The following is a 22,339-nucleotide window of genomic DNA, read 5'->3' on the forward strand; positions in this document are numbered from 1 at the left end:
AGCAATTGGAGGGGTGAAAATGAGTATTCATAAAGGATTTCAAAGCGGTATCGGAGTCGTTCTGTCGGCTTTACTGCTGCTGACCGGATGCGGAGGCAAGGAGACCTCCTCAGCACCCAATAACGAAAATGTGTATAATAATGAGCCGGTTACTTTAACTTTTTATAACCATAATGCTGGAATTTTAAGTCAAGCCGATCTGGATGCGCTAGTCGCTAAACCGGTCAAAGCGAAATATCCGAACATTGAAGTTCAGTATGTTTCCGGAACATCCCTGGACAAGCTCATCACCGCAAATCAGCTTCCGGATGTTATTTTGACAAGCAATTACTACTTGCATGACCTGCTTCAGCAAAATTTGGGGATCGATCTGAACGACCGGATCAAGCGGCAGAACATCGACATGAATGCCTTGGAGCCGGAGGCGGTCAACCTGCTTAAGAAATTTGGGAAGAACGGTGAAATTTACGGCATCCCGTACGCAATGAACTATGGAGTTATGGCTTATAACAAAGATATTTTCGATAAATTCGCCGTACCGTATCCGAAGGATAAAATGACTTGGAACGAAGTGATGGAGCTGGCGCGCAAAGTGACGCGAATGGATCAGGGAACCCAGTATATCGGATTGGATATAGGAGATCCTCAGGTGCTGAGCAGAGCCTACTCCTTGCCCGTGGTCGACGATAAACAGGAAAAAGCCGCACTGACCGGCGATCCATATAAAAAGGTGTTCGGGTTGTACGACCAGCTGTATACGATTCCGGGAATTGTCGACGGCAATAAGAAATACACGTACGGGATCGATTACTTCCTGAAGGATCAAAAGCTGGCGATGTACCCGTATTGGATTGCGAACTTGACGACACGTCTGCCGCAATTGAAAGAAGCGGGCAAAGATTTTAACTGGGATGTCGTTTCTTTCCCTTCTTTTGACGATAAGCGGGGGCTTGGCCGGGAGATCGATTTCCACATGGCGATGATCACACCGACGAGCTCTAACAAAGATGCGGCCTTCGCAGCTATCCAAACGCTGATCAACGAGGAAGTCCAGAAATCGATGAACAAGGGAATTAGGCTGACGATTCTAAAGGACCAGAACTTGAAAAAGCAATTTGCAAGCGAAACGAAGCTGTATGAAGGGAAAAATCTAGCGGGTATTTTCGCGGTGAAACCGGCTCCGCTGCCGGAGGCGACCCGGTATGATACGAAAATGTATTCGTTCTTGAAGGAAGCGGCCAAAGCAATGGTAACCGAGAACAAGGATATCAACACCGTGCTGCGGGAAGCGGAAGAAAAGGGGAACATGCATATTCTTGAAATAAGCAAGCAATAATTCGCAGTCGTCCGCTAGGCTCTTCTATTATGAGTCCGGAATTGCTGGGGAGACATGCCTGACATCGACCGGAACGTACGGCTGAAATGACTCGTTGACGAGAAGTGGAGCCTGCTGCCGATTTCCTCGATGCTCAGGCTTGTTTTTTGCAGCAGCTGCCGGGCTTCGTTGATTCTTTTACGCTGCCAATAAGCGGAAGGCGACAAACCGTATACATGCTTGAAGCAGGAATGCAAATAGGTGCGGTGAACATTCAGCTGCCGCGACAGTTCGGATATGGAGGGAGCCTTCTCAGGCTGCTGCTCCATAAGATAGGCGGCTTCCCTCGCCAGCTTGATCTGGGACGGCTTGACGCTGGCAGATAGAAGCCAATCGTTGCCGGCACTAAGAATATGAGAGGCGATCATGCTGATGAACTGCACGATGGTCGAATGAATCTGCAGCAAAATAACCGACTGCCTTATGGACCCGGACACATCGTGAGTCCGTTCATTCGGCTGAATCGACATCATGGACAGCGGCTCGCCAAAACGGGTCAAAAACTGCTTCACCCAGTCCTCCATAGCAAAATCATCGGAAGAACGAAGCAGCGTATGGCGGGACAGCTGAAAAACAAGATTGATCTCATCGGCCTCCACATGAAAATGAAAGTCGAAGTAGCTGCTGTCGATGGAAGTGCTCGTCGAGTGATAGGAATCGGATGGAATAATAACGGCTTCGCCAGGCTGCAGCAGCACCATCTGACCGTCCACCCACTGCTCAATTTCCCCTTGAACGCAGTAAATAAACTCGAAGTAAGGATGGCGGTGATTCGGATAGGACCATCCTGCAGGCCGGAGCGCGTATTCCATCCCCGGCACTTGAATGGCGCTGTACAGCTTGGGTAAGGTGAATCGATGCTCCATAGAAGTGGCTCCTTATCAATTAAGGGATTTGCATGAAACGATCATGATAGGGCTCTTTGACTTAAACATTACTCTACAAGGATGCAAATTGTAAAGACGATTAGCCATGGTGAACGTATGCGCCCGATGGTAAGCTGAACTCAAGATATGCTTGGGAGCTTGAGGCTGGGACGAACAACGGCTGATGGCGCCGGCATCTTAGTGAAGCATTCCAAACCGTTCGGGGAGGCAAGAGCATGAGCATTCAAATGGGCAAGGTTTCATTGGAGATGGGCAGCCGCTATTTAACCGAGCTGCAGGATTCGAACGCTATTTTGCATGATACGGCGGCATTGCGCAAACGGCTGGAGGATGACGGTTATTTGTTGATCCGCGGGTTTCACGACCGGAAGAAGGTGCTGGAGGCGCGAACGGGCCTACTGCGAAAGCTCGACAAGCAGGCGCGGCTCGACCATAGCTATCCTTTGGAGGAAGGGGTCATCGCGGAAGGCGCGAAAGGAACCATGTTCGGCGGTCCGGCCCAGCCGGATGACGAAGATATGAGGCCGTTTTACGAGCTTGTAACAGGGCAAGCAGTGATGGAATTTTTCGATCGACTGCTCGGCGGAGAGAGCATGACCTATGACTATAAATGGCCGCGTGCGGTAGGGCAGGGAGGAAATACGGGCGCGCATTACGATATCGTCTATATGGGGCGGGGGACGAAGCAGGTGTACACGATGTGGACGCCGCTCGGCGATATACCGATTGAGCAGGGAACGTTGACGGTATGTCTCGGATCGCATCGCTTCGAGCAAATGAAGCAGACGTACGGTCAAGTGGATGTAGACCGCGATCAGCACGAGAACGGTTGGTTCTCGACGGATCCGATCGAGATGGTGGACCGATTCGGCGGCCAATGGGCCACAACCTCGTTCTCTGCAGGAGACGTGATGATCTTCGGCATGTATTTGCTGCATGGCTCGACGGACAACATGACGAACCGGTTCCGGCTTAGCGCCGATACAAGGTATCAGCTGAAGAGCGAGCCGATCGATGAGCGCTGGGTGGGCAAGCAGCCGAAGGGCCATTACGCCTGGGGCAAGGGGCAAATGAAAACGATGGAGGAAGCAAGACGGGAGTGGAATCTGTAAGCTGAAATGAAAAAAAGGGATCGTTCTCTCGACTCGAGCAATTCGTGCTGAGTGAACAATCCCTTTTTATATTTGTGATCCCTTACTTGTACACGACTTCCAGCGTGACTTCGAGCTCCAGCGATTCGCCTGGTTCAATACCGCGCAATCCGGTAACTTCGGCAGGAAGATCGATGTTCGGCGCGTTGGTCACCCAAGTGTAAGGCTCGAGGCAGATGAAATCATGAGCTTCGCCTTTGGTGAAAATAACCCACTGCTTGAACAAATCGGATCCGCTATAACGGATTTCCACCGTATCTTTGGACAGAACGGCAATACACGGATGATCCCCGATTTGGAACACGGTATCCATGTTGTGTCCTTTCAGCACATCGCCTTCAAGGAGCGCGTCATACGTTCCAAGCGGAACGAGGTCCCCCGTCGGAACGTTCAGCTCGTCAAGCTCCCAGATCGAGCTGACAGGGAGCTGCAGCTTCCAGCTTTCCGGCTCGCCGTCCAATAGAAACCAGGTGTGCAGCCCGTAGCCGAACGGAGCGGCAGTCGTTCCATTGTTCGCGACCTTCAGCTTGTGGCTCAAGCGGCTGCCTTCCAGGACATACGTGAGCTCAAGCTCCAGCGCATGCGGGTATTGCCGCTGTACATTCGCATCATGGGCCAGACGGATCGAGGAGGTGATGAACAGCTTGCCGTCCCGTTCGCCGGAAGCGACGACTGTCCAGGACTGGCTTCTTAGCATGCCGTGAATGTGATTGCCGGTCGCATGGTTAATGTCGAACTGGTACGACCTTCCGTCGAATTGGAAGCGTCCTTCCCGAATCCGGTTCGGCGGCATCAGGATCGGCGTGCCGTACTGAACCGGCTGTTCCGCCAAATCCGATGGAGCTGCAGGAACTCGCAGCATTTCGCGCTGGAGCGTTTTGTCCCAAATGCTATAAACGTTGTTGCCGATCGCAGGACAGATGGAGACGATCAGTTTGTCATTCTCCAATGTATAAGCGGGAGTGCCTTGCCAGTCGATTTGCTTGATCATAAGAAAAAGTCTCCTTTGCCGGATAAAAGTGCATAGAGTGGTTGCTACTGCATTTCATTGTATCAAAAGCGGACGCCCGCTGTCATGATGTCAAAACAAAACACCTGGACATATGCCAGGTGAACTTTTGAGAAACCAAGGAAACTGAATTTTTGTTTGTCTATTCCGGTGGTATCCCTTCCAGCCGCTATGTGCCGAAATCGAAATTAGGGTAGACATACTGGGCTTTGGACGGTTCGGCTGCGGCGATTTTCTCTACCTTCAGCATCATGATGTCCATGTCATTGAACCTTGTTTTCTGGATCGTTCCGGTTACGGTAACCCAAGAGTCATCGACGAAGTTTTTGGCACGGTCGTACTCGACGAGAACACCGAACGGAGCGGCGTCGGCCGAGCAGCATTGAATCGAGAAGCGTCCGACAACGAACTGATTGTCTTTCATCTCTTCCTGGCGGTAGACGAATCCGGTCAGCTCCATTTTTTTGCCGACAAAACGATCCATATACAAATCCACCGTAGTCAGCGTTTCCATGTACAGCTCTTCTTTCACTTTGATGAGATCGGACTTGTAAATTTGTTTGGCGTATTTGGCGTATTGCTCCGTAAATTTATCCGATGGAAAGAGCTCCTCTGAAGAACCGGCGGCTGCTGTCGATCCAGCATTGGCGCTTTGTGCCGGTGGGGTGCTAGACGGCGATGCTGGCGCCGCGGCGGCTCCCGAATCTTTCTTGACACTGCTTGAGCTGCTCAGGTTCATACCTTTTTTGGCGGCGAGACTGCTTCCCATCGACAGATCGGGCAGGAGAAAGCCGAGCAGCAGCGGAATGATGAACATGCCGTACAGCACCGTATTTTTCATAATGGACCGGGACGGCGTATGGTCGTGATCGCAATCGCAGGCGTCGGCGCTGCCCCAGAAGGAGCGAAATGCCTGGTACACCTGATACACGGCTATCGCATAGAAACCGACGGCGGACCATTTGACGTAGTCGACCATGCGCGGGGCTATGTAATATAAAATGTTTTCCGTCTTGACCAAAGAGACGATATACATGGCGAAGCCGAACAGGATCGCGGCTTTGATGAAATGATGAAGACTGATAATTCGCGGACTCAAGCTTCCACGCTCCTTTCGATCAGGTGAAGAAGATTCGCTCGAACACAAGTGAGCAAACCAATACGACAACGACAATTAATGCGGATAACGCTATGACGAAGCGGGCTTTAAAGGCGGACAGCATCATCAGCAGGCTTTTGATATCGAGCATCGGCCCGAAGACGAGAAACGTCAGCAGCGAGCCTGTCGAGAACGTCGTATTGAAGGAGGAGGCCACGAACGCGTCCGAGGTGGAGCAGAGCGACAGGACAAAAGCAAAAGCCATCATGAACAGATGGGATTGAACGTCTCCCTGCCCGATGGAAACGAGGCTTTCTCTCGAAACGACCGTCTGTATTGCCGCGGTCAGCATGGCTCCGAACATCAAATATTTGCCCATTTCGAAAAACTCATCGGACGCGTGTCCGAGAATGCCGAACAGCTTGCCTGTAACCCCGGTATGTCCAGCATGGGTATGGCTGCCGTGATCATGGTGGTGATGCTCATGTGTATTGTGATGTTCATGAGCATGATGGTGCGCGTGATAATGATCGTGATCGTGATGATGGCTGTTCTCATGTGCATGATGGTTATGTATCGCTGCCGAAGCAGTAGTGCCGCGAAGCGGATTCGACCGGACAAATTTGTAAACAATCAGGCCGATCGCCAAGGCCACGATGAATGCCAGTCCCATGCGGGAGTAAGCAATCTCGGGGCGGCTTCGGAACGCCATGAAGGTGGAGGCATAGACGACCGGGTTAATGATAGGGCCGACCAAGATGAATACGATGGCGACATATACGGGCATGCCTTTTTTCATCAAACGGCGAATGACAGGAATCATCCCGCACTCGCACAGCGGAAAAATAATCCCAACAACGCAAGCGAACAGAATGCCCAGCACCGGATTTTTCGGGACAAGCCGGCGGATCGTTTGCTCGGAGACGAACATTTGCAGCAGGGCCGAAACGAGTACGCCAAGCAGTACGAAGGGGAACGCCTCCAGAATGATGCTCAGGAACAACGTTTTGAAGTTCTGCATGTCGTTGCTCTGGAGAAAGCTCCAATCGATCGGATGCTTTTGGGTAAAAATAAGAATCAGCATGATAAGGCAGGCTAAAGTGAGCACATTCGTACTCCAACGCATGATCATTGGCCGCATTGGACATTTCTCCCTTTCTAATTCGTAAATATTATTATTATATAATATGCGGGACGTACGGTATATAGGACAGGCAAATAACAAAATATGAAGGGGATCGGGATAAAAAATTGCCCGTTGGGGAAGGATTGACATGGTGTGGATGTTATGTATATGATAACAAGAAGCAATCAGAACCTAATGATAGAAATAAGCAATGACAGGAGCAAGTAGGCGGCAATGAGCCTTTCAGAGAGCCGGTGGGTGCTGTGAACCGGTAGGCAGTGGCGTTGAATGGGTCCTGGAGCTGACGGCTGAACGAAATGATGCGGACAGGCTTCTTACCTGGTATTGGTGCATCATAATCAAAGGCTGGTCCGGATACTCTCCGTTACAAGAGCTTAAGGCTTATAAGTGCTGGGCGTTGTTGTCCCTGCGAATGTAAGCAAAATAGGGTGGCACCACGGTCCTTCGTCCCTTGCGGCGGAGGGCCTTTTTGTGTTGAGGAGTATTATTGTATGGGACGTGTGGGACAGACTGATGTGAAGGTGAGATGGCTGCCGCTGCGCTGTGCATTCCACAAGCGGGTGAAGCGGGATATCGTTCCTTACAAAATCGGAACACCACCCATAAAACAACATCATAAAGAAAATCAAGGAGGAACATCAAATGAAAAGAGTATTATCCGGCATGCAGCCGAGCGGACAATTGACATTGGGCAACTACATCGGAGCGCTGAAAAACTACGTGGCTTTGCAGCATACGCACGACTGCTACTTCATGGCGGTCGATTTGCACGCCATCACCGTGCCGCAGGAGCCGGCCGCGCTGCGCGAGCAGAGCGAGGCGGTAGCCGCGCTGTATATCGCGGCGGGGATCGACCCGTCCAAGGCAACGGTATTCCTGCAATCCCATGTGCGCCAGCATGCGGAGCTCGGATGGTTGTTGACGACGTTGACTTATATGGGCGAGCTGGAGCGGATGACGCAGTTCAAGGACAAAGCGGCGGGCAAGGAATCCGTAGGCGCCGGATTGTTCACGTACCCGTCTCTGATGGCCGCCGATATTTTGCTATATAATGCGGACCTCGTACCGGTAGGCGACGATCAGAAGCAGCATCTAGAGCTGACACGCGATTTGGCGCAGCGGTTCAACCAAAGATATGGCGATACATTCACGATTCCGGAGCCGTACATTCCGCAAGTCGGAGCGCGCATCATGTCGCTCGACGACGCCTCGAAGAAAATGAGCAAAAGCAGCGCCAACCAAGGCAGCTTCATCGCCATGCTGGATGCGCCGGACGTCATCCGCAAAAAAATAAGCCGAGCCGTAACCGACTCGGGCCGTGAAGTGAAATTTGACCCTCAGAACAAGCCGGAGGTCAGCAATTTGATCAGCATTTACGCGCAATGCTCGAATAAGTCCATAGCGGACATCGAAGCCCAGTATGAAGGACAAGGATACGGTCCGTTCAAAAAAGAATTGGCCGAGCAGGTCGTTGCCTTGCTGGAGCCGATTCAGCAGCGCTATCAGGACATCCGCAAGTCCGGCGAGCTCCATGATATATTGCGTCAAGGCGCTGAAAGGGCATCCGCGGAAGCCGAGAACATATTGCGGATCACGAAAGAGAGAATGGGCTTTCTCGTTCTTTAATTGCCCTCTCCATTGCGCCGTCTGAGTCGGGCTTTGACCACAAAGCCGAATCCGATAAAGCCGATGGACAATACGGAGAACAGCAATGCGAGCCATCCGTTTCCGATGCTGAGAGAGAAGCTGATGCCGGCCAGCAGCAGCGTTCCGACAATAGCGAATAAGAGTGCTAGTCCTTTGTTCATGCGGGTAGTACCGCCTTTCTGATGAGTATTTGAAAATCGAAAAGATTTTTTCAAATTGTGCGTATACTTTTTGACGTGCGTCACATAATAAGTTTGCAAGCTTGCAAATACATCAAAGATATCATTCAGATTGAAAGGAGTGCTGATCATCATGGCACAAGGACAATCCCGAAGCAGTAACCAATTAGTCGTACCTCAAGCAAACCAAGCTTTGGATCAATTAAAGTATGAGGTAGCTCAAGAGTTGGGTATTCAAATCCCACAAGACGGGTACTACGGTTACATGGCATCCCGTGACACGGGTGCAATCGGTGGTCACATCACTCGTCGTCTGGTTCAAATCGCCGAGCAATCGCTGGCTGGCCAAACTCGTTAATCGACACTGGCTTCGAATCAACGTATCATCATAGAAGCTCAGGGAGCAATCCCTGGGCTTTTTTGTATTATATAAGATACGACTCCCTCAGGCAAAAGAAAAGGGCTGTTTTGCAACAGCCCAAGATTTTAACGGTGCATGTGCGAAAGTGGCCTCTCCTGCCATTTTTCATCGAATGTCGAGCAGCATCGGTACCCGAGCTACGTATTGACCCGCAATTTTTTGCCGAGACGCGTCTCGCTGACCCATCCTACATAAGAATCGAGGGGGTTCAACTCCTTATCCAGCATCATGACGGCTACGAACGGATACTGCTTCCGGTGGCGGTACCGGACATCGGCCCATCGTACCTCATATCCCCACTCATGAAAGTGAAGATCCGCGCAGGCGAAAGAGGTAAAGTACAGGAAAGCGGCTATATCTTTGTTGTTTTTGGAAGCTTCCACGGCCGGATGAGCATCGCAAGACACTTCATCGACCCACTTGATCCGGTTGTTCCTGTATTCTCCAAGGGCAAAATGGCCGTTAGGCATCTTCTTCACCACTTGCCATACATACAAATGAAAGGTCGGTATCAAATAATAGCGTTCGCCCTGCTTATAGCGGGGATCTTTCTGGAACAGATTGGACTCCAGATAATGATGATACCACGATCTCCAGACGTAATACACTGCCAATATCATGTACAAAATGGGAAAGAGAACCTCCGGACGAACCAGATGAACCGACCACATGAAGATAGCAATGAGGTGGGATATAAAAATGACGGGATCGAATATATGAATAATGTTCCACGAGACCCACTTTTCCGAAAATGGCCGGAACGCCTGCGTACCGTACGTATTGAACAAATCGGTGAACACATGGAATGCTACAGCGATAAATACCCACATGGTCACGTGCCAGAATGGCAGGTTGTCGAAGGCCATCATTAGGCCTAAGGTGATTAATGCCGTCCATATGATGAGGGCGGGCAGCGAATGCGATCGGCCGCGATGGTTTTTAATGTAGGTAGCGTTGTCTTTCAGCCGCAGCAATGTATCTGCATCGGGCGCTTGCGATCCGAGTACGGTCCCGATTAAAACGGCGGTGGAAACGCTGGGATCCGCTGCAACTACGGGATCGATGTAAGCCAATCCGGCTAGTCCGAAGCCGATTACAAGGTGTGTTCCGCTGTCCATGTTGTGGTCTCCTCCTAAGAGCTTTCCGAAGGAAAGCTTGCATCGTAAGCGTGTGCCGAGCTTTCCTTCGGAAAGCTTGCATCGTAAGCATGTGCCGAGCTTTCCGGAGGAAAGCTTGCATCGTAAGCATAAACCTGGCTTTCCGCAGGAAAGCAAATGCGCCAGCTCCGGCTTCCTTTCTTGAGAAATGAAGGCGGAAGGGCATATTATTAGTGTATCATTTTCTACCTTAAAATAAAGCTAAAGGGGTTAAAAAATGTCTATAGCATTTGTCGAATATCAAATCTTACCCAATTACAGGCCAGATTATTCAAAGTGGATGGACGGTGTGAGGGCTAATTACCCGGAGCTCGAATGGCTGGAGGGGACGGACCAGCCCGGTTTGTTCGTCGAGCTGTGGCACGTGTCGTACGAAGAGTATGAATCGCTGAAAAAAGCCAGACAGCTGACGGTAAACGACGAGAATGAGCAAGCCCTACCGGCAAGCAGCAAATACAGCATGACGGACTGGGAGCAGCTTGGCCAATGGGTCAAAGGAGGAGCGGCCAAAATCCATATTTGGCATTTCGGAAAAGTAAAATAGTCCATAATTTGAAGCAAGTATATCCATGGTATCTTCCTTCCAATCAAGGTAATCTTAACATTAGCCTTATACTAGATACGGCAAGGACTCGTAAAAAGTAGGCATCAATGCGGAAAGCCGTGGGGGGAAAACGGATGGAGAGGCACAATATTTTTTGGAACCATGTTAAGAGGAATCGCTGGCCTTACTTGATTGGATTTGCATTATTGTCCATATCCAGCTTGCTTCAGCTGTTAATACCGCTGCTGCTTGGTGATTTTACGGACAAATTGCAGGATTCGGCATTAACGTACCAGGAAACGATCAAGTTCGCGCTGTGGATGACGGCGGTAGGGCTTGGGATAGCATTTTTCCGTTCGACGAGCCGGATTTATTTGTTCCGACTGTCAAGAATGCTCGAAATGCGTGTAAGAGGGAATTTGTTCAAGCATTGGGAGAGGCTATCCGCGCAATATTTCAACAACCAGCGGATCGGCGATTTAATGTCCCACGCGATTAGTGACGTTGGCGTCGTCCGCGAGGTGACGATGCAAGGATATTTCAATATTATGGAATCGCTCATGCTGATCGTCATTTCGGTTATCGCGATGGTGACATCGGTAAATCCGTGGCTGACGCTGATAACCATGCTCCCGCTGCCGCTGTTAAGCCTCTTGGCTTATCGCTTCAACAGCCGGATTCAGCAGCAATCCGTCGATATGCAAAAGGCCATTTCCGATTTGACCAGCAGAGTGCAGGAATTCACCGCGGGGATTCGTGTCGTGAAAGCGTTTGTACAGGAAAAGGCGGAGCGCGAGCTGTTCACCAAGGATAATCAGCATGCGGTTGACATGAACCGCAGGTTCGTCCGCTCGAACTCGCTGTTCGGCGCATTGAGCTCCGGTATCGTCGGATTCAGTTTTCTCGTATCCGTCGTGCTCGGGGGCATTATGGTGCTTAAAAACATTATTACGCTAGGAGAATTCGTAGCGTTCAATACGTATTTATCCTTGCTGATGGGACCGATTGAAAACTTGGGCAAGGTCGTCAATTTGATGCAGCGCGGCCGAGCGTCGGAGCTTCGCTTGATGGAAATTTTCAACACGCAGCCTGATATCGTCGACGACGAGATGGCCAAGCAGCACATCGATAACATCGACGGGGATATCGAAATTCGCAATCTGACCTTCTCTTACCCGGAGGCAAGCAGACCGACGCTGAAAAACATTTCGCTCAAAGTGAAAAAAGGAAGCAGCCTCGCCATCGTCGGCCGTGTCGGCAGCGGGAAGAGCACGCTCGTGCATCTGCTTGTCCGCCTTTATAATCCGCCGGCGGGAACGGTATTCATCGACGGCAACGACATCCATGAAATTCCGCTGCAGACGCTGCGCGGGCAGATTGGCATCGTGCCGCAGGATCAGTTCCTGTTCTCGTCGACCATTCGCGACAACATCGGCTTCGACCCGAAGCCGTATACCGATGAACAGGTTGTCGAAGCGTCCAAGGTAGCCCAAGTGTACGATAACATTGTAGAGTTTCCCGAACAATTCGATACGGCGCTCGGCGAACGCGGCATTTCGTTATCCGGCGGACAGCGCCAGCGTGTGAGCATTGCCCGGGCAATTATTAAGAAGCCTTCCATTCTCATCTTCGATGATAGCTTGTCGGCCGTAGATACGATAACCGAGGATTTGATTCTCGAAGGGCTGAAATCGGTTATGAACAAAAGAACGACCATTATTATCGGACACCGGATCTCTTCGGTTCAGTCCGCCGATCAAATCGTCGTTATGGATGAAGGCGAAATCGTAGAGCAAGGATCGCATGAGAAGCTTCTTCGGCAAAACGGTATTTATGCGGATATGTACCATAAGCAGCTGTTGGATCAAGAGGCCGAAAGACAGGAAGGCCAAGAGCTTGATTTGACTCAGGGCGGGCTTATTCGGAAGGGAGCAGGCGCATGAATATTCATACGGAGAAAGAGATCAAGAATTTTAAAGACAGCCAGCTGATCTCGCGGCTTATGTCTTACGCCAAGCCTTATTGGAAGATGATCCTTCTGTGTATCGCCCTTTCGTTTTTGATCGTGGTGGCGGACTTGGCAAGACCCTACTTAATGAAAATCGCAATCGACGGCCATATCAACGGGATGCACAAGCCCATGCTCGCTGTCAGCAGCGATCAAGCCGGGAAGCTGAAGCCTTACGGCGGTTCAGCTGCCTCCTGGAATGGCCGGGACTTTGTCCGCTTGGAGCCCGATGAGACGGAGAACGGAACGATTCCTGCAGGGACCGAAAAGAAGCAGATCGTGAACGTCGACGGCCGTGAGTACATGATCAACGGCTGGCTGCCTGCGCAGCAATCCGAATTGAAGGTTGCGGAGCAGGGCGGAGCGGTGAAGCTGACGACGGCGGAGAACAGCGTATATGATGCCGTTGTATTGGATGAACCGGCTTTGGATGCATTTAAGAAGCAGGATTACAGCGGGTTTACTACGCTTGGAATTTTGTTCCTGCTCACAGTTGTGACAGGTGCGATACTCAACTATTTGCAAAGCAATCTGCTGCAATATACGGGCCAGACGATCATTTTCAATATTCGGCAGCAGCTGTTCAGCCATTTGAACCGGATGTCGATGTCGTACTTTGACCGTAATCCGGTCGGACGATTGGTCGTTAGGGTAACCCAGGACACCGAATCGTTGAACCAATTATATTCGCAGGTTGTCGTCAACCTGGTGAAGGACGTAATTTTCCTGATCGGAACGATCGTTATCATGATGCAAATGAGCATGAAGCTCGCGCTGCTGTCGTTTGCGGTCATCCCGTTTCTTGCGGTGCTTACGTTCTGGTACCGGTCTGTCATCAGAGAGGCGCAGCGTAAATCGAGAATCATTTTGTCGCGGTTGAACTCCTTTTTGGCGGAAAACTTGTCCGGCATCCGGATTACGCAATTGTTTATTCGGGAGCAAAGACAATGGGAGCAGTTCGATCACCACAATACGGAATTTTACCGTGCGGGGATGCGGGGTACCGTTATTAACTCGATCTTCCAGCCGGCTATCGGCTTTTTCGGCAACCTGGCGATTGCACTCCTGCTCTGGTATGGCGGGGCCAGCGTTATCGAAGGCAGCATCACGTTCGGTATCGTATATGCTTTTACGCATTACGTAAGACAGTTTTTCCAGCCGCTGATGAGCTTGGCGGAGAAATACAATCAGATTCAGACCGCGATGGTCGGAGCGGAGCGTATATTCGAAATGCTGGACGAGAAGCCGTCCATCGTCGATTCGGAGGTTACCAAGAGCCTGCCGAAGCCGATCCGCGGCGAAATTACGTTCGACCATGTATGGTTCGCTTACAATAAAGAAGATTGGGTGCTGAAGGATGTCAGCTTCACCATTCAGCCTGGACAGACGATAGCCTTCGTAGGAGCGACGGGTGCCGGCAAAAGCTCGATCATCCAGCTGATCAACCGCTTTTATGATATTCAAAAAGGCAGCATTCGCCTCGACGGCGTCGATATCCGCGATATCCCGCTCGACGAGCTGCGGCGCAGCATCAGTATCGTGCAGCAGGACGTCTTCCTGTTCACCGGCGATATTGCATCCAACATTCGCTTGAATAACACCGAAATCACGGATGAGGAAGTGTTCGATGCGGCCAAAATGGTGCATATCGACGAGTTCGTCCGCGACCTGCCGCAAGGCTATAACACGCTGCTCGGCGAGCGGGGCATCAACCTGTCGCTCGGTCAGCGGCAGCTGCTTTCCTTCGCGCGGGCGATCGCGTTCCGCCCGGAAATTCTTATTCTCGACGAGGCGACGTCGAACATCGACACCGAGACCGAGATTGTCGTTCAGGACGCGCTGCACAACATTTCGGCGGGCCGAACGACGCTTATCGTAGCCCACCGGCTGTCGACGATTCAGCATGCCGACCAGATCATCGTCATGCACAAGGGCAAAGTGCGCGAAATCGGCAACCATTACCAGCTGCTGGCGCAGCGGGGCTACTACTACCGCTTGTATGAGCTGCAGTATAAGGAGCAGAAGCCGATGCCTGCGGCGAAGTAAAAGAGTGTTTTCCAACGGCTTCACTGGCAACATTAGGTTCTGACCCTATCAACGTAAACCCGGATCCTCCAATGGATCCGGGTTTTTTTGTCATCCGTAGCAACTAGTTTTCTCCATGGAAGCAGTTCCCTCGCCGGGCCCAAGACTTGGGTAAAAAAATGTTGTCAACAATGTTCATGACGAAACAGGATTTTGATTTCATTGAACCTGAAAGCGCTTTTGCATTACGATTAGATCATGAAATAGTTAAAGGGGGTTATCCTAATGGATACTATCGCAGCACAAAAACAAGCGTCCTCCGGCGGAGTCCGGGTCAAAGTGCAAAGCTTCGGGCGTTTTTTAAGCGGCATGGTCATGCCCAATATCGGTGCTTTTATCGCGTGGGGGCTGATTACCGCCTTATTTATTCCGACAGGCTGGTTTCCCAATGAGTATTTGGCTAAGCTAGTCGGCCCCATGATTACGTACCTGCTGCCAGTATTGATCGGGTACACGGGCGGATCGATGATTCACGGAACGCGCGGCGGTGTCATCGGCGCGGTAGCGACGATGGGGGTTATCGTCGGCACGGATATCCCGATGTTTATGGGAGCGATGATAGTCGGTCCTTTCGCTGCCTGGGTGTTGAAGCGTTTTGACAAGTCGATTGAAGGCAAAGTGAAATCCGGCTTCGAGATGCTCGTCAACAACTTCTCATCCGGTATTATCGGCGGTATTTTGGCGGTTCTTGCCTACACCGTAGTCGGCCCAGCCGTCCAAATCGTGAGCAAAGCGCTCGCAGCCGGAGTTCAGTTCCTGGTGAATGCAGGGCTTCTGCCGCTGGCCAACGTGCTGATCGAGCCGGGCAAGATTTTGTTCCTGAACAATGCCATTAACCATGGCGTTCTGAGTCCTATCGCTTTGGAGCAGGCCTCCAATACAGGACGTTCCATCCTGTTCATGCTGGAGTCCAATCCAGGTCCGGGGCTTGGAATATTGATGGCCTACTGGCTGGTCGGACGCGGTTCGGCAAAGCTGTCGGCTCCCGGTGCCGCCATTATTCACTTCTTCGGCGGTATTCATGAAATTTATTTCCCTTATATATTGATGAACCCTCGCTTACTCTTGGCGGTTATCGCGGGCGGAGTAACCGGTACCTTTACGTTCTCCTTGTTCGGAGCCGGTTTGGTCGCTCCACCGTCGCCGGGAAGTATTTTCGCCTACATCGCTATGGCGCCTAAGGGCGGTCTGCTCTCCATTTTCACTGGGGTCATCACTGCGACTATCGTTTCGTTCCTCGTTGCCGCACTGCTGCTCAAAACGACCAAGCAATCGGGTGAAGAGGATGAGCTTGAACAAGCAACGGCGAAAATGAAACAAATGAAGCAAGCGCCAAGCGCAGCGGGAGCAGCGGCTGCTGCTAATGCACCGGCTGCAGCTGAAGCGGTAGTGAAGCCGGCTTCCGCAGTCAACAAAATCGTATTCTCATGCGATGCCGGTATGGGCTCCAGTGCGATGGGAGCTTCGATATTAAGAAAGAAAATGAAAGAGGCCGAGGTCGACGTCACCGTGGTAAACACCGCAATCAGCGAAATACCGAAGGACGCCGATATCGTAATCACTCACAAATCGTTGACGGATCGGGCGCGCAATCAAGCGCCGCAAGCCGAGCATATTTCCATTGATAATTTCATGAAAAGCCCGGAATACGACGATCTCGTCAAACGATTGCGGGGTTAAGAATCATGGCTAACGCTGGCTTACGGCCGGCGTTATCTCCATTATGTTATCGAGGAGCATGCATATGACCCTCTCTCATAGGCACCGTCAAATCCTTGAGCTGCTGCTGAGCCGTAATGTCGATGTGACAGCCGGGGAAATTGCCGCAGAAATCAACGTGAGCACGCGAACCGTTCACAGGGAGCTGACGGAGCTGGAGGCGATAATATCGTCTTCCGGCTTATCGCTGCAAAAAAAGTCCGGCAAAGGCATCCAGCTTCAAGGCGATTTGCAGGACATAGAGGCTTTCAAAAGAAAGCTGCATGATGCGGCAGCGATCGAACATTCGTCGCAGGACCGCAAGCTGTTCATTTTGTGCACTTTGCTTGACGAGGATGAGCCGGTGAAGCTGTTCGCTTTAGCCCACTCTCTCCGTGTGACCATCCCGACGATTACTAACGATTTGGATGAGCTGGAGAGCTGGATCCAAAAGTCCAACCTTACTCTTATCCGAAGAAGAGGGTACGGCGTCGGCTTGAACGGCACGGAGATGAACAAACGGAAGCTGATCGCACGGCTGGCGAGAAACTATCTGGATGAATCCGACCTGTATGGAAAATCGGCACGCTCTCCATCGCCGCTTGTCATGAAGCTGCTACAGCTCATCGGCAAATCGTATTTTGCGGACGTCGAAGCGGCGCTTTGGGATGCGGAGGACGAAGGCTTAAATAAGCTGTCGGAAAGTGAATATACCCGTCTCTTGATCGACATCTCTATTTTGATAGCAAGAATGAAGCAGGGAAAGGTTATTGAGGCAAATGTAGAAACCGAAACCATACGTCGAAGTGATTTGCTCACTCATACGATAGAACAATTGTCCAAGATCGTTCCCATGGAATGGCCGGAGGCTGAAATACGCTATCTGGCGGAGCTGCTTCAACCGGAGGAGCCTCACCCGAACCAGCTGCTTCCTTTTGATGAATTAAGCTATATGGAAATTGTCTGGAAGCTGATCCGTCGAATGGAAGAGCGCAGCGGTGTATCGTACAGTGAGGACCGCTCCCTAAGGGACGGCCTGCTAAGCCACCTTGAATCCGCACTGAAACGGCTTCAAGCCGGAGCAACGATCCGCAACCCGCTGCTAACGCAAATCAAGAGAGACTACGAAGAGCTGTTTGAAGCCATACGTTTGTCGGTTAACGAGACAATAACGGAGCCGGCGGTTCCCGACGAAGAGATCGGCTTTCTGGTCATGCATTTCGGCGCTTCATTGGAAAGGCAAAAGCAGCTGCGCCGCAACGTCAGAGCGATCATCGTCTGCACCAGCGGAATAGGTACCTCGAAGATGCTTGCGGTTCGGCTCACAAAGGAGCTCCCGCAAATTGAAATTCTCGGTCACGTCTCCTGGTTTGAGGCGGTCCATATTCCGGAGGCTGAATACGATTTGATCATCTCGACGGTAGATTTGCCTTTGGATGACGACCAATATATCAAGCTCAGCCCGCTGCTAACGAAGGATGAAGCCGAACGGCTCCGGTTATTTATCCAAAACGTCACCTTGCAAAAGGACAACGGCAGGGACCAGGGAGCCGTAGTACGGAACCTCAAGCATTCAACCGAAAGCCTTCACCGGATCCGGCTGTACGTCAATGAAATCGTCCGGATTGTGGACGGCTTCTCGGTGTATCCTCTGGATCAATCGTTTCATAGCTTGCGCGAGACGCTTCAAGTCATGTGCGAATACGCGCGGCAATCGGGTTATATCGAGGATGTGGAATCAATCGTCGAGCTGCTGCTGGAACGGGAGCGGTTAAGCAGCCAAGTCATTCCCGATACGGAGCTGGCGCTGTTTCATATCCGAAGCGGGCGGGTGTTGGAGCCTACCCTGACGCTGTTTCAGTTGAAGGAGGATTTACTGCTGGATCAGCCCGTATCGCCTGGCGTCAGGCATGTGCTGCTCATGCTGGGTTCGCAAGAGCTTCCCAAGGAAAGCTTGGAGGTGCTGAGCGAAATCAGCTCCTACCTGCTGCTTCCGGAAATGATTGAGCTTCTGAGAACAGGGGAGCAGAGCGAGATCAAGCAATTTTTATCGCGAGAGCTTACGGCTTTTTTAGAAAATAAAAAATAATTCGGATAGGGAGAGAACCTGCTATGAGTATTTTATCTGTGAACAAAATCAAAATGAACGCTCAGCCTAAAGATAAATTGGAAGCTATCCGCATGGCGGGACAACTGCTGGTCGATGCGGGTCACGCGTCCCCGGCTTATATCGAGAAAATGATCGAGCGTGAACAAACACTGTCTACTTATATGGGAAATGGGCTGGCGATCCCTCACGGAACACAGGATTCCAAGTCGCTGATTGTCTCCACAGGGCTGTCTATCGTACAAATTCCGCAAGGCGTAGACTTCGGGGACGGCGAAAGAGCCAACCTGGTGATCGGCATCGCTGCCGCGGGCAATGAGCATCTGGATATTTTGACCAATGTGGCCATGATTTGCTCCGAGGACGAGAATATCGAACGCATTATGGCGGCGAAGACGCCGGAGGATATGCTGAACATCTTCGAAAGCGGTATGGAGCTATGAAGGCGGTACATTTCGGTGCCGGCAATATAGGCAGAGGCTTCATCGGGCTGATATTATCTCAAGCGGGCTACCAAGTCTGTTTCTCCGATGTGAACGACAGCTTGGTGGAGCTGCTCCAGGAGAGAAAGGCGTATACGGTCCGCCTGGCGAATGAGAGCCAGGATACCTTCTTGGTGGAGGGCGTGACGGCTATTAACGGCAAGCATCTGGACGGCGTTGCCGAAGCCGTATCCCAAGCCGATCTGATCACAACCGCCGTCGGAGTGAACATTCTTAAGCATATTGCTCCCGGTATTGCAAAAGGCCTGGAGAAGCGGGCGGAGAGGGAAGCGGCGCCGCTGCACATAATCGCTTGTGAGAATGCGATTGGCGGCAGTACCCAGCTCAAAGAGCACGTATACAGCCATTTGAGCCCGGAGGTCAGGGAGAAGGTGAGCCGGACCGTCGCATTCCCTGATGCAGCGGTTGACCGCATCGTACCGATTCAGCACAACGAGGATCCTCTGGAAGTGAAGGTGGAGCCATTCTACGAATGGGTCGTCGATGAATCGCAGATGATCCCTGGCTTTCATCGCATCGAGGGCGTTCATTATGTGAACCGGCTGCAGCCGTATATTGAGCGCAAGCTTTTTACCGTTAACACAGGACACTGCGTTGCCGCTTATTTGGGATATATCGAAGGATTTGCTACGATACAAGAAGCTATGGCGGATTCCTCGATTGCGGAGCGGGTACGGCGTGTCATGGAGGAAACGGGAGCGGTTCTGGTTCGCCAGTATGGATTCCAGCTTGAGGAGCATGCGCAATACATTAGCAAAATTATCAGCCGTTTCGTGAATCCTTATTTGACGGATGAAGTCACGCGAGTGGGAAGATCACCGATTCGCAAGCTGTCGCGTAACGACCGCCTTGTCCGTCCGGCTCTGCAAGCATATGAGCTGGGGATGATGCCGAACTATTTGACCATGGGCATCGCGGCGGCACTATTATTCCAGGACGAAGCGGATCCGGAAGCGGTAGAGCTGCAATCCGAGCTTGCCAAGCTTGGCGCCGCTCAAACGATCGCCAAATATACGTCAATTGGCGAGGGTCACCCGCTACATGCTGCCATTATGAAGCATTACGAGCAATTTCTGCAATCTCATTCCTGATAAGAAAGAAAGGGGAGTTCTTCTATGGCGAAACTGAGTTCCATACGTCTATCCGGTATTACCGCATCCCCCGGTATTGCCATTGCCAAAGCATTCCGACTGAATAACGCACATTACGAGCCGTCACCTGACAAGGTGGCTGACGTTTCTATAGAGATTGAGCGCTTCCGTCAAGCGGTAGAGGAAGCAAGACTGGAGCTGGAGCAGATCAGAGCGATGACGGAGGAGCGGCTCGGAGCGGCTAAAGCGGAGATTTTCGAAGCGCATCTGATGCTCCTGGACGATCCGGATTTGATCGATCCCATTATCGAGAACATTGAGAATGAAAGCATTAACGCCGAATTTGCCCTCTATGACATAGCGAGGAGCTTCATCGAGATGCTGAGCTCGATGGATAACGAGCTGCTGCGGGAGCGGGCTGCCGACGTGCAGGACGTCTCCGGACGAATTATGAGCCGTCTTCGCGGCGTATCCTATGCTGCGGTAACGGCGATCAATGAGCCCTGTGTCCTCATAGCCGAAGATTTGACCCCTTCGGATACGGCGCAGCTCAATCTCGATTATGTGCTGGGCTTTGTAACAGAGATCGGCAGCCGTACATCGCACTCGGCCATTATGGCGAGATCTCTCGAAGTGCCTGCCATTGTCGGAGCGGGCAAGGACGCTTCCGGAATCGAGACCGGCACGATGGTCATTATGGATGCCGTCGAGGGTACCGTTATCATTGATCCGACCGATGCAGAGCTCACAATGTATCAAGCTCGTAAACAAGCGTACGATGAAAAGAGAAGAGAGCTGCGGAAGCTTCTGGATCAGCCGACGATCTCGCAGGACGGCCATCGCGTTGAACTGGCGGCGAATATCGGCAGCGTGGAAGATTTGCAGAAGGTCATCGAGAACGGCGCGGAAGGCATCGGCTTGTTCCGGACCGAATTTCTTTATATGGGACGCAATGCGCTTCCTAACGAAGAAGAGCAGTTCCAGGTTTACAAGCATGTACTGGAGCGGATGAACAACAAGCCGGTTGTCATCCGTACGCTCGACATCGGCGGCGATAAGGAGCTTCCGTATATGAAGCTGCCGGTCGAAAGCAATCCTTTCCTTGGGCTGCGTGCCGTTCGGCTGACGCTCAGCAGGCAGGATTTGTTCCGTACGCAGCTTAGAGCCTTGCTCAGAGCGAGCGTGTACGGCCAGCTGAAGATCATGTTCCCGATGATCGCCGTAGCGGAGGAGCTTCGTGAGGCTAAGCGCCTGCTTCAGGAAGAACAAGAGAAGCTGGTTCAGGAAGGCATTCCCGTATCCGGCTCCATAGAGGTAGGGATTATGATTGAGATCCCGGCCGCGGCGCTTGCCGCCGATTTCTTGGCCAAGGAAGTCGATTTCTTCAGCATCGGGACGAACGACCTGATTCAATATACGATGGCGGCGGATCGGATGAACGAAAATGTTTCCTACCTGTATCAACCGTGTCATCCTTCCGTCCTGCGGCTTATCCATATGGTCATCCAGGCTGCGAGGAAGGAAGGCAAATGGGTTGGTATGTGCGGTGAAATGGCAGGTGACGAAAACGCCATTCCGATTTTGCTCGGTATGGGCCTCCATGAATTTAGCATGAGCGCGAGCTCCATTTTGCCGGCAAGAGCATTGATCCGCAAAACCTCGCAGGCCGAATGGGCCGGATATATAGAGCAAGTTCTCTCGATAGGCAATCAAGCGAGCATTCAACAATTCGTGAAACAAAAGAACAAGGAGTGACCTGATATGATATCTCAAACGTATACGATACTCAATCCTTCGGGCTTTCATGCGCGTCCGACCAAAGCGTTCGTACAGGCGGCCAGCGCATTTCCGTGCAAGGTGAGTGTGATCAAGGGCGGGAGAAAAGTGAACGGCAAAAGCTCCTTAAGCATGCTGACGCTCGGTATCCAGCACAACGATGAAGTGACTTTGGAAGTGGACGGCGAGCAGGAGGAGCAGGCGCAAAATACGCTGAGCGAGCTGCTGACCAAAATTTACGAGGAATAGATTGAGCTTGCAGTCTTGGGGAGCTGCAGTCCCGAATCATTGAGTTCAAGCATAATCACTCGTATGGGAGTATGCAAAGATACTGACCCTCTTTATGTATAGACCAGCTATTCCGTCTCTTCGGACATTTACGGAGCTTTTTAAGCGAAAAAATGCCAAATAAAGGATCCATTGTCCGATTGTACTTAAGCAGAGCCGGTATTTTG

The 22,339-nt window shown here is 51.5% G+C and carries 19 protein-coding genes and 1 other annotated feature; of the genes, 13 read left to right on the plus strand and 6 right to left on the minus strand.

The genetic code is table 11. The features are described from left to right. Window positions 1-19 precede the first annotated feature (19 nt). Window positions 20-1,336 (plus strand): ABC transporter substrate-binding protein, encoded by a 1,317-nt coding sequence (locus tag ACFQ88_RS26185; RefSeq protein ID WP_379458632.1) that lies wholly within the window; start codon window positions 20-22, stop codon window positions 1,334-1,336. Window positions 1,337-1,350: 14 nt separating this feature from the next. Here the strand turns inward: ACFQ88_RS26185 and ACFQ88_RS26190 are convergent, their stop codons facing one another. Further along, complete coding sequence (locus ACFQ88_RS26190) at window positions 1,351-2,241, minus strand: AraC family transcriptional regulator (protein WP_239628783.1); 891 nt, start codon at window positions 2,239-2,241, stop codon at window positions 1,351-1,353. 236 nt (window positions 2,242-2,477) lie between these two features. Between ACFQ88_RS26190 and ACFQ88_RS26195 the strand changes: the two genes are divergently transcribed. Continuing rightward, the gene (locus ACFQ88_RS26195) at window positions 2,478-3,374 is read left to right on the plus strand and encodes a phytanoyl-CoA dioxygenase family protein (RefSeq protein ID WP_379458634.1); all 897 of its coding nucleotides are present in this window, start codon (window positions 2,478-2,480) and stop codon (window positions 3,372-3,374) included. An 82-nt stretch (window positions 3,375-3,456) separates the two neighbouring features. Here ACFQ88_RS26195 and ACFQ88_RS26200 read toward each other — a convergent pair whose 3' ends face one another. The 3 genes from ACFQ88_RS26200 to ACFQ88_RS26210 form a co-directional block, all read right to left on the minus strand. Beyond that, window positions 3,457-4,404 (minus strand): aldose 1-epimerase, encoded by a 948-nt coding sequence (locus ACFQ88_RS26200; protein WP_379458636.1) that lies wholly within the window; start codon window positions 4,402-4,404, stop codon window positions 3,457-3,459. Window positions 4,405-4,591: 187 nt separating this feature from the next. After that, on the minus strand, window positions 4,592-5,521 hold the full coding sequence (locus tag ACFQ88_RS26205) for a TIGR03943 family putative permease subunit (protein ID WP_379458638.1): 930 nt from the start codon (window positions 5,519-5,521) through the stop codon (window positions 4,592-4,594). 19 nt (window positions 5,522-5,540) lie between these two features. Next, the gene (locus ACFQ88_RS26210; protein ID WP_379458640.1) at window positions 5,541-6,662 is read right to left on the minus strand and encodes a permease; all 1,122 of its coding nucleotides are present in this window, start codon (window positions 6,660-6,662) and stop codon (window positions 5,541-5,543) included. A 187-nt stretch (window positions 6,663-6,849) separates the two neighbouring features. After that, window positions 6,850-7,123 (plus strand) — a binding site (T-box leader). Between the two features lie 187 nt (window positions 7,124-7,310). Here ACFQ88_RS26210 and trpS point away from each other — a divergent pair. Next, window positions 7,311-8,294: a tryptophan--tRNA ligase gene (gene trpS / locus ACFQ88_RS26215; RefSeq protein WP_379458642.1), complete on the plus strand. Its 984-nt coding sequence runs from the start codon at window positions 7,311-7,313 to the stop codon at window positions 8,292-8,294. On the opposite strand, the gene ACFQ88_RS26220 is transcribed toward trpS, so the two are convergent. Then, complete coding sequence (locus ACFQ88_RS26220; protein ID WP_379458644.1) at window positions 8,291-8,476, minus strand: DUF5325 family protein; 186 nt, start codon at window positions 8,474-8,476, stop codon at window positions 8,291-8,293. The two genes, trpS and ACFQ88_RS26220, sit on opposite strands and share 4 nt — an antisense overlap. 151 nt (window positions 8,477-8,627) lie before the next feature. Here ACFQ88_RS26220 and ACFQ88_RS26225 point away from each other — a divergent pair, with 151 nt between their 5' ends. After that, window positions 8,628-8,852, plus strand: coding sequence for an alpha/beta-type small acid-soluble spore protein (locus ACFQ88_RS26225; RefSeq protein ID WP_239628766.1), 225 nt, complete (start codon window positions 8,628-8,630; stop codon window positions 8,850-8,852). 200 nt (window positions 8,853-9,052) lie between these two features. Here ACFQ88_RS26225 and ACFQ88_RS26230 read toward each other — a convergent pair whose 3' ends face one another. Then, a complete protein-coding gene (locus ACFQ88_RS26230) occupies window positions 9,053-10,033 on the minus strand; it encodes a metal-dependent hydrolase (RefSeq protein ID WP_239628764.1) in 981 nt (326 codons plus the stop codon). Window positions 10,034-10,289: 256 nt separating this feature from the next. Here ACFQ88_RS26230 and ACFQ88_RS26235 point away from each other — a divergent pair, with 256 nt between their 5' ends. The 9 genes from ACFQ88_RS26235 to ACFQ88_RS26275 all read left to right on the plus strand — a co-directional run bounded on the left by ACFQ88_RS26235 (window position 10,290) and on the right by ACFQ88_RS26275 (window position 22,133). Next, window positions 10,290-10,616, plus strand: coding sequence for a hypothetical protein (locus tag ACFQ88_RS26235; RefSeq protein ID WP_379458647.1), 327 nt, complete (start codon window positions 10,290-10,292; stop codon window positions 10,614-10,616). A gap of 134 nt (window positions 10,617-10,750) precedes the next feature. Next, window positions 10,751-12,559 carry an ABC transporter ATP-binding protein gene (locus tag ACFQ88_RS26240; protein ID WP_379458649.1) on the plus strand — a complete coding sequence of 603 codons (1,809 nt, stop codon included), beginning with the start codon at window positions 10,751-10,753 and terminating at the stop codon, window positions 12,557-12,559. Further along, complete coding sequence (locus ACFQ88_RS26245; protein ID WP_379458651.1) at window positions 12,556-14,670, plus strand: ABC transporter ATP-binding protein; 2,115 nt, start codon at window positions 12,556-12,558, stop codon at window positions 14,668-14,670. The genes ACFQ88_RS26240 and ACFQ88_RS26245 overlap by 4 nt, the downstream gene beginning before the upstream one ends. Window positions 14,671-14,934: 264 nt before the next feature. After that, on the plus strand, window positions 14,935-16,389 hold the full coding sequence (locus tag ACFQ88_RS26250) for a PTS mannitol transporter subunit IIBC (protein ID WP_379458653.1): 1,455 nt from the start codon (window positions 14,935-14,937) through the stop codon (window positions 16,387-16,389). Window positions 16,390-16,453: 64 nt separating this feature from the next. Beyond that, complete coding sequence (locus tag ACFQ88_RS26255; RefSeq protein WP_379458655.1) at window positions 16,454-18,496, plus strand: BglG family transcription antiterminator; 2,043 nt, start codon at window positions 16,454-16,456, stop codon at window positions 18,494-18,496. Between the two features lie 23 nt (window positions 18,497-18,519). Continuing rightward, complete coding sequence (locus ACFQ88_RS26260; protein WP_379458657.1) at window positions 18,520-18,957, plus strand: PTS mannitol transporter subunit IIA; 438 nt, start codon at window positions 18,520-18,522, stop codon at window positions 18,955-18,957. Then, window positions 18,954-20,108 carry a mannitol-1-phosphate 5-dehydrogenase gene (locus ACFQ88_RS26265; protein ID WP_379458659.1) on the plus strand — a complete coding sequence of 385 codons (1,155 nt, stop codon included), beginning with the start codon at window positions 18,954-18,956 and terminating at the stop codon, window positions 20,106-20,108. The genes ACFQ88_RS26260 and ACFQ88_RS26265 overlap by 4 nt, the downstream gene beginning before the upstream one ends. A 24-nt stretch (window positions 20,109-20,132) precedes the next feature. Next, on the plus strand, window positions 20,133-21,863 hold the full coding sequence (gene ptsP / locus ACFQ88_RS26270; protein WP_379458661.1) for a phosphoenolpyruvate--protein phosphotransferase: 1,731 nt from the start codon (window positions 20,133-20,135) through the stop codon (window positions 21,861-21,863). A gap of 6 nt (window positions 21,864-21,869) precedes the next feature. Beyond that, the gene (locus tag ACFQ88_RS26275) at window positions 21,870-22,133 is read left to right on the plus strand and encodes an HPr family phosphocarrier protein (RefSeq protein WP_379458663.1); all 264 of its coding nucleotides are present in this window, start codon (window positions 21,870-21,872) and stop codon (window positions 22,131-22,133) included. The last annotated feature ends 206 nt before the right edge of the window (window positions 22,134-22,339 follow it).

Source organism: Paenibacillus sp. NPDC056579 (assembly GCF_042793215.1).
Classification (GTDB): Bacteria; Bacillota; Bacilli; order Paenibacillales; family NBRC-103111; genus Paenibacillus_S.

Bases quoted from the DNA above. Each gene is read 5' to 3' on its own strand.
- ACFQ88_RS26185 (WP_379458632.1), top strand. From the start codon at position 20: ATGAGTATTCATAAAGGATTTCAAAGCGGTATCGGAGTCGTTCTGTCG.
- ACFQ88_RS26190 (WP_239628783.1), bottom strand. From the start codon at position 2,241: ATGGAGCATCGATTCACCTTACCCAAGCTGTACAGCGCCATTCAAGTG.
- ACFQ88_RS26195 (WP_379458634.1), top strand. From the start codon at position 2,478: ATGAGCATTCAAATGGGCAAGGTTTCATTGGAGATGGGCAGCCGCTAT.
- ACFQ88_RS26200 (WP_379458636.1), bottom strand. From the start codon at position 4,404: ATGATCAAGCAAATCGACTGGCAAGGCACTCCCGCTTATACATTGGAG.
- ACFQ88_RS26210 (WP_379458640.1), bottom strand. From the start codon at position 6,662: ATGCGGCCAATGATCATGCGTTGGAGTACGAATGTGCTCACTTTAGCC.
- trpS (WP_379458642.1), top strand. From the start codon at position 7,311: ATGAAAAGAGTATTATCCGGCATGCAGCCGAGCGGACAATTGACATTG.
- ACFQ88_RS26220 (WP_379458644.1), bottom strand. From the start codon at position 8,476: ATGAACAAAGGACTAGCACTCTTATTCGCTATTGTCGGAACGCTGCTG.
- ACFQ88_RS26225 (WP_239628766.1), top strand. From the start codon at position 8,628: ATGGCACAAGGACAATCCCGAAGCAGTAACCAATTAGTCGTACCTCAA.
- ACFQ88_RS26230 (WP_239628764.1), bottom strand. From the start codon at position 10,033: ATGGACAGCGGAACACACCTTGTAATCGGCTTCGGACTAGCCGGATTG.
- ACFQ88_RS26235 (WP_379458647.1), top strand. From the start codon at position 10,290: ATGTCTATAGCATTTGTCGAATATCAAATCTTACCCAATTACAGGCCA.
- ACFQ88_RS26240 (WP_379458649.1), top strand. From the start codon at position 10,751: ATGGAGAGGCACAATATTTTTTGGAACCATGTTAAGAGGAATCGCTGG.
- ACFQ88_RS26245 (WP_379458651.1), top strand. From the start codon at position 12,556: ATGAATATTCATACGGAGAAAGAGATCAAGAATTTTAAAGACAGCCAG.
- ACFQ88_RS26250 (WP_379458653.1), top strand. From the start codon at position 14,935: ATGGATACTATCGCAGCACAAAAACAAGCGTCCTCCGGCGGAGTCCGG.
- ACFQ88_RS26255 (WP_379458655.1), top strand. From the start codon at position 16,454: ATGACCCTCTCTCATAGGCACCGTCAAATCCTTGAGCTGCTGCTGAGC.
- ACFQ88_RS26260 (WP_379458657.1), top strand. From the start codon at position 18,520: ATGAGTATTTTATCTGTGAACAAAATCAAAATGAACGCTCAGCCTAAA.
- ACFQ88_RS26265 (WP_379458659.1), top strand. From the start codon at position 18,954: ATGAAGGCGGTACATTTCGGTGCCGGCAATATAGGCAGAGGCTTCATC.
- ptsP (WP_379458661.1), top strand. From the start codon at position 20,133: ATGGCGAAACTGAGTTCCATACGTCTATCCGGTATTACCGCATCCCCC.
- ACFQ88_RS26275 (WP_379458663.1), top strand. From the start codon at position 21,870: ATGATATCTCAAACGTATACGATACTCAATCCTTCGGGCTTTCATGCG.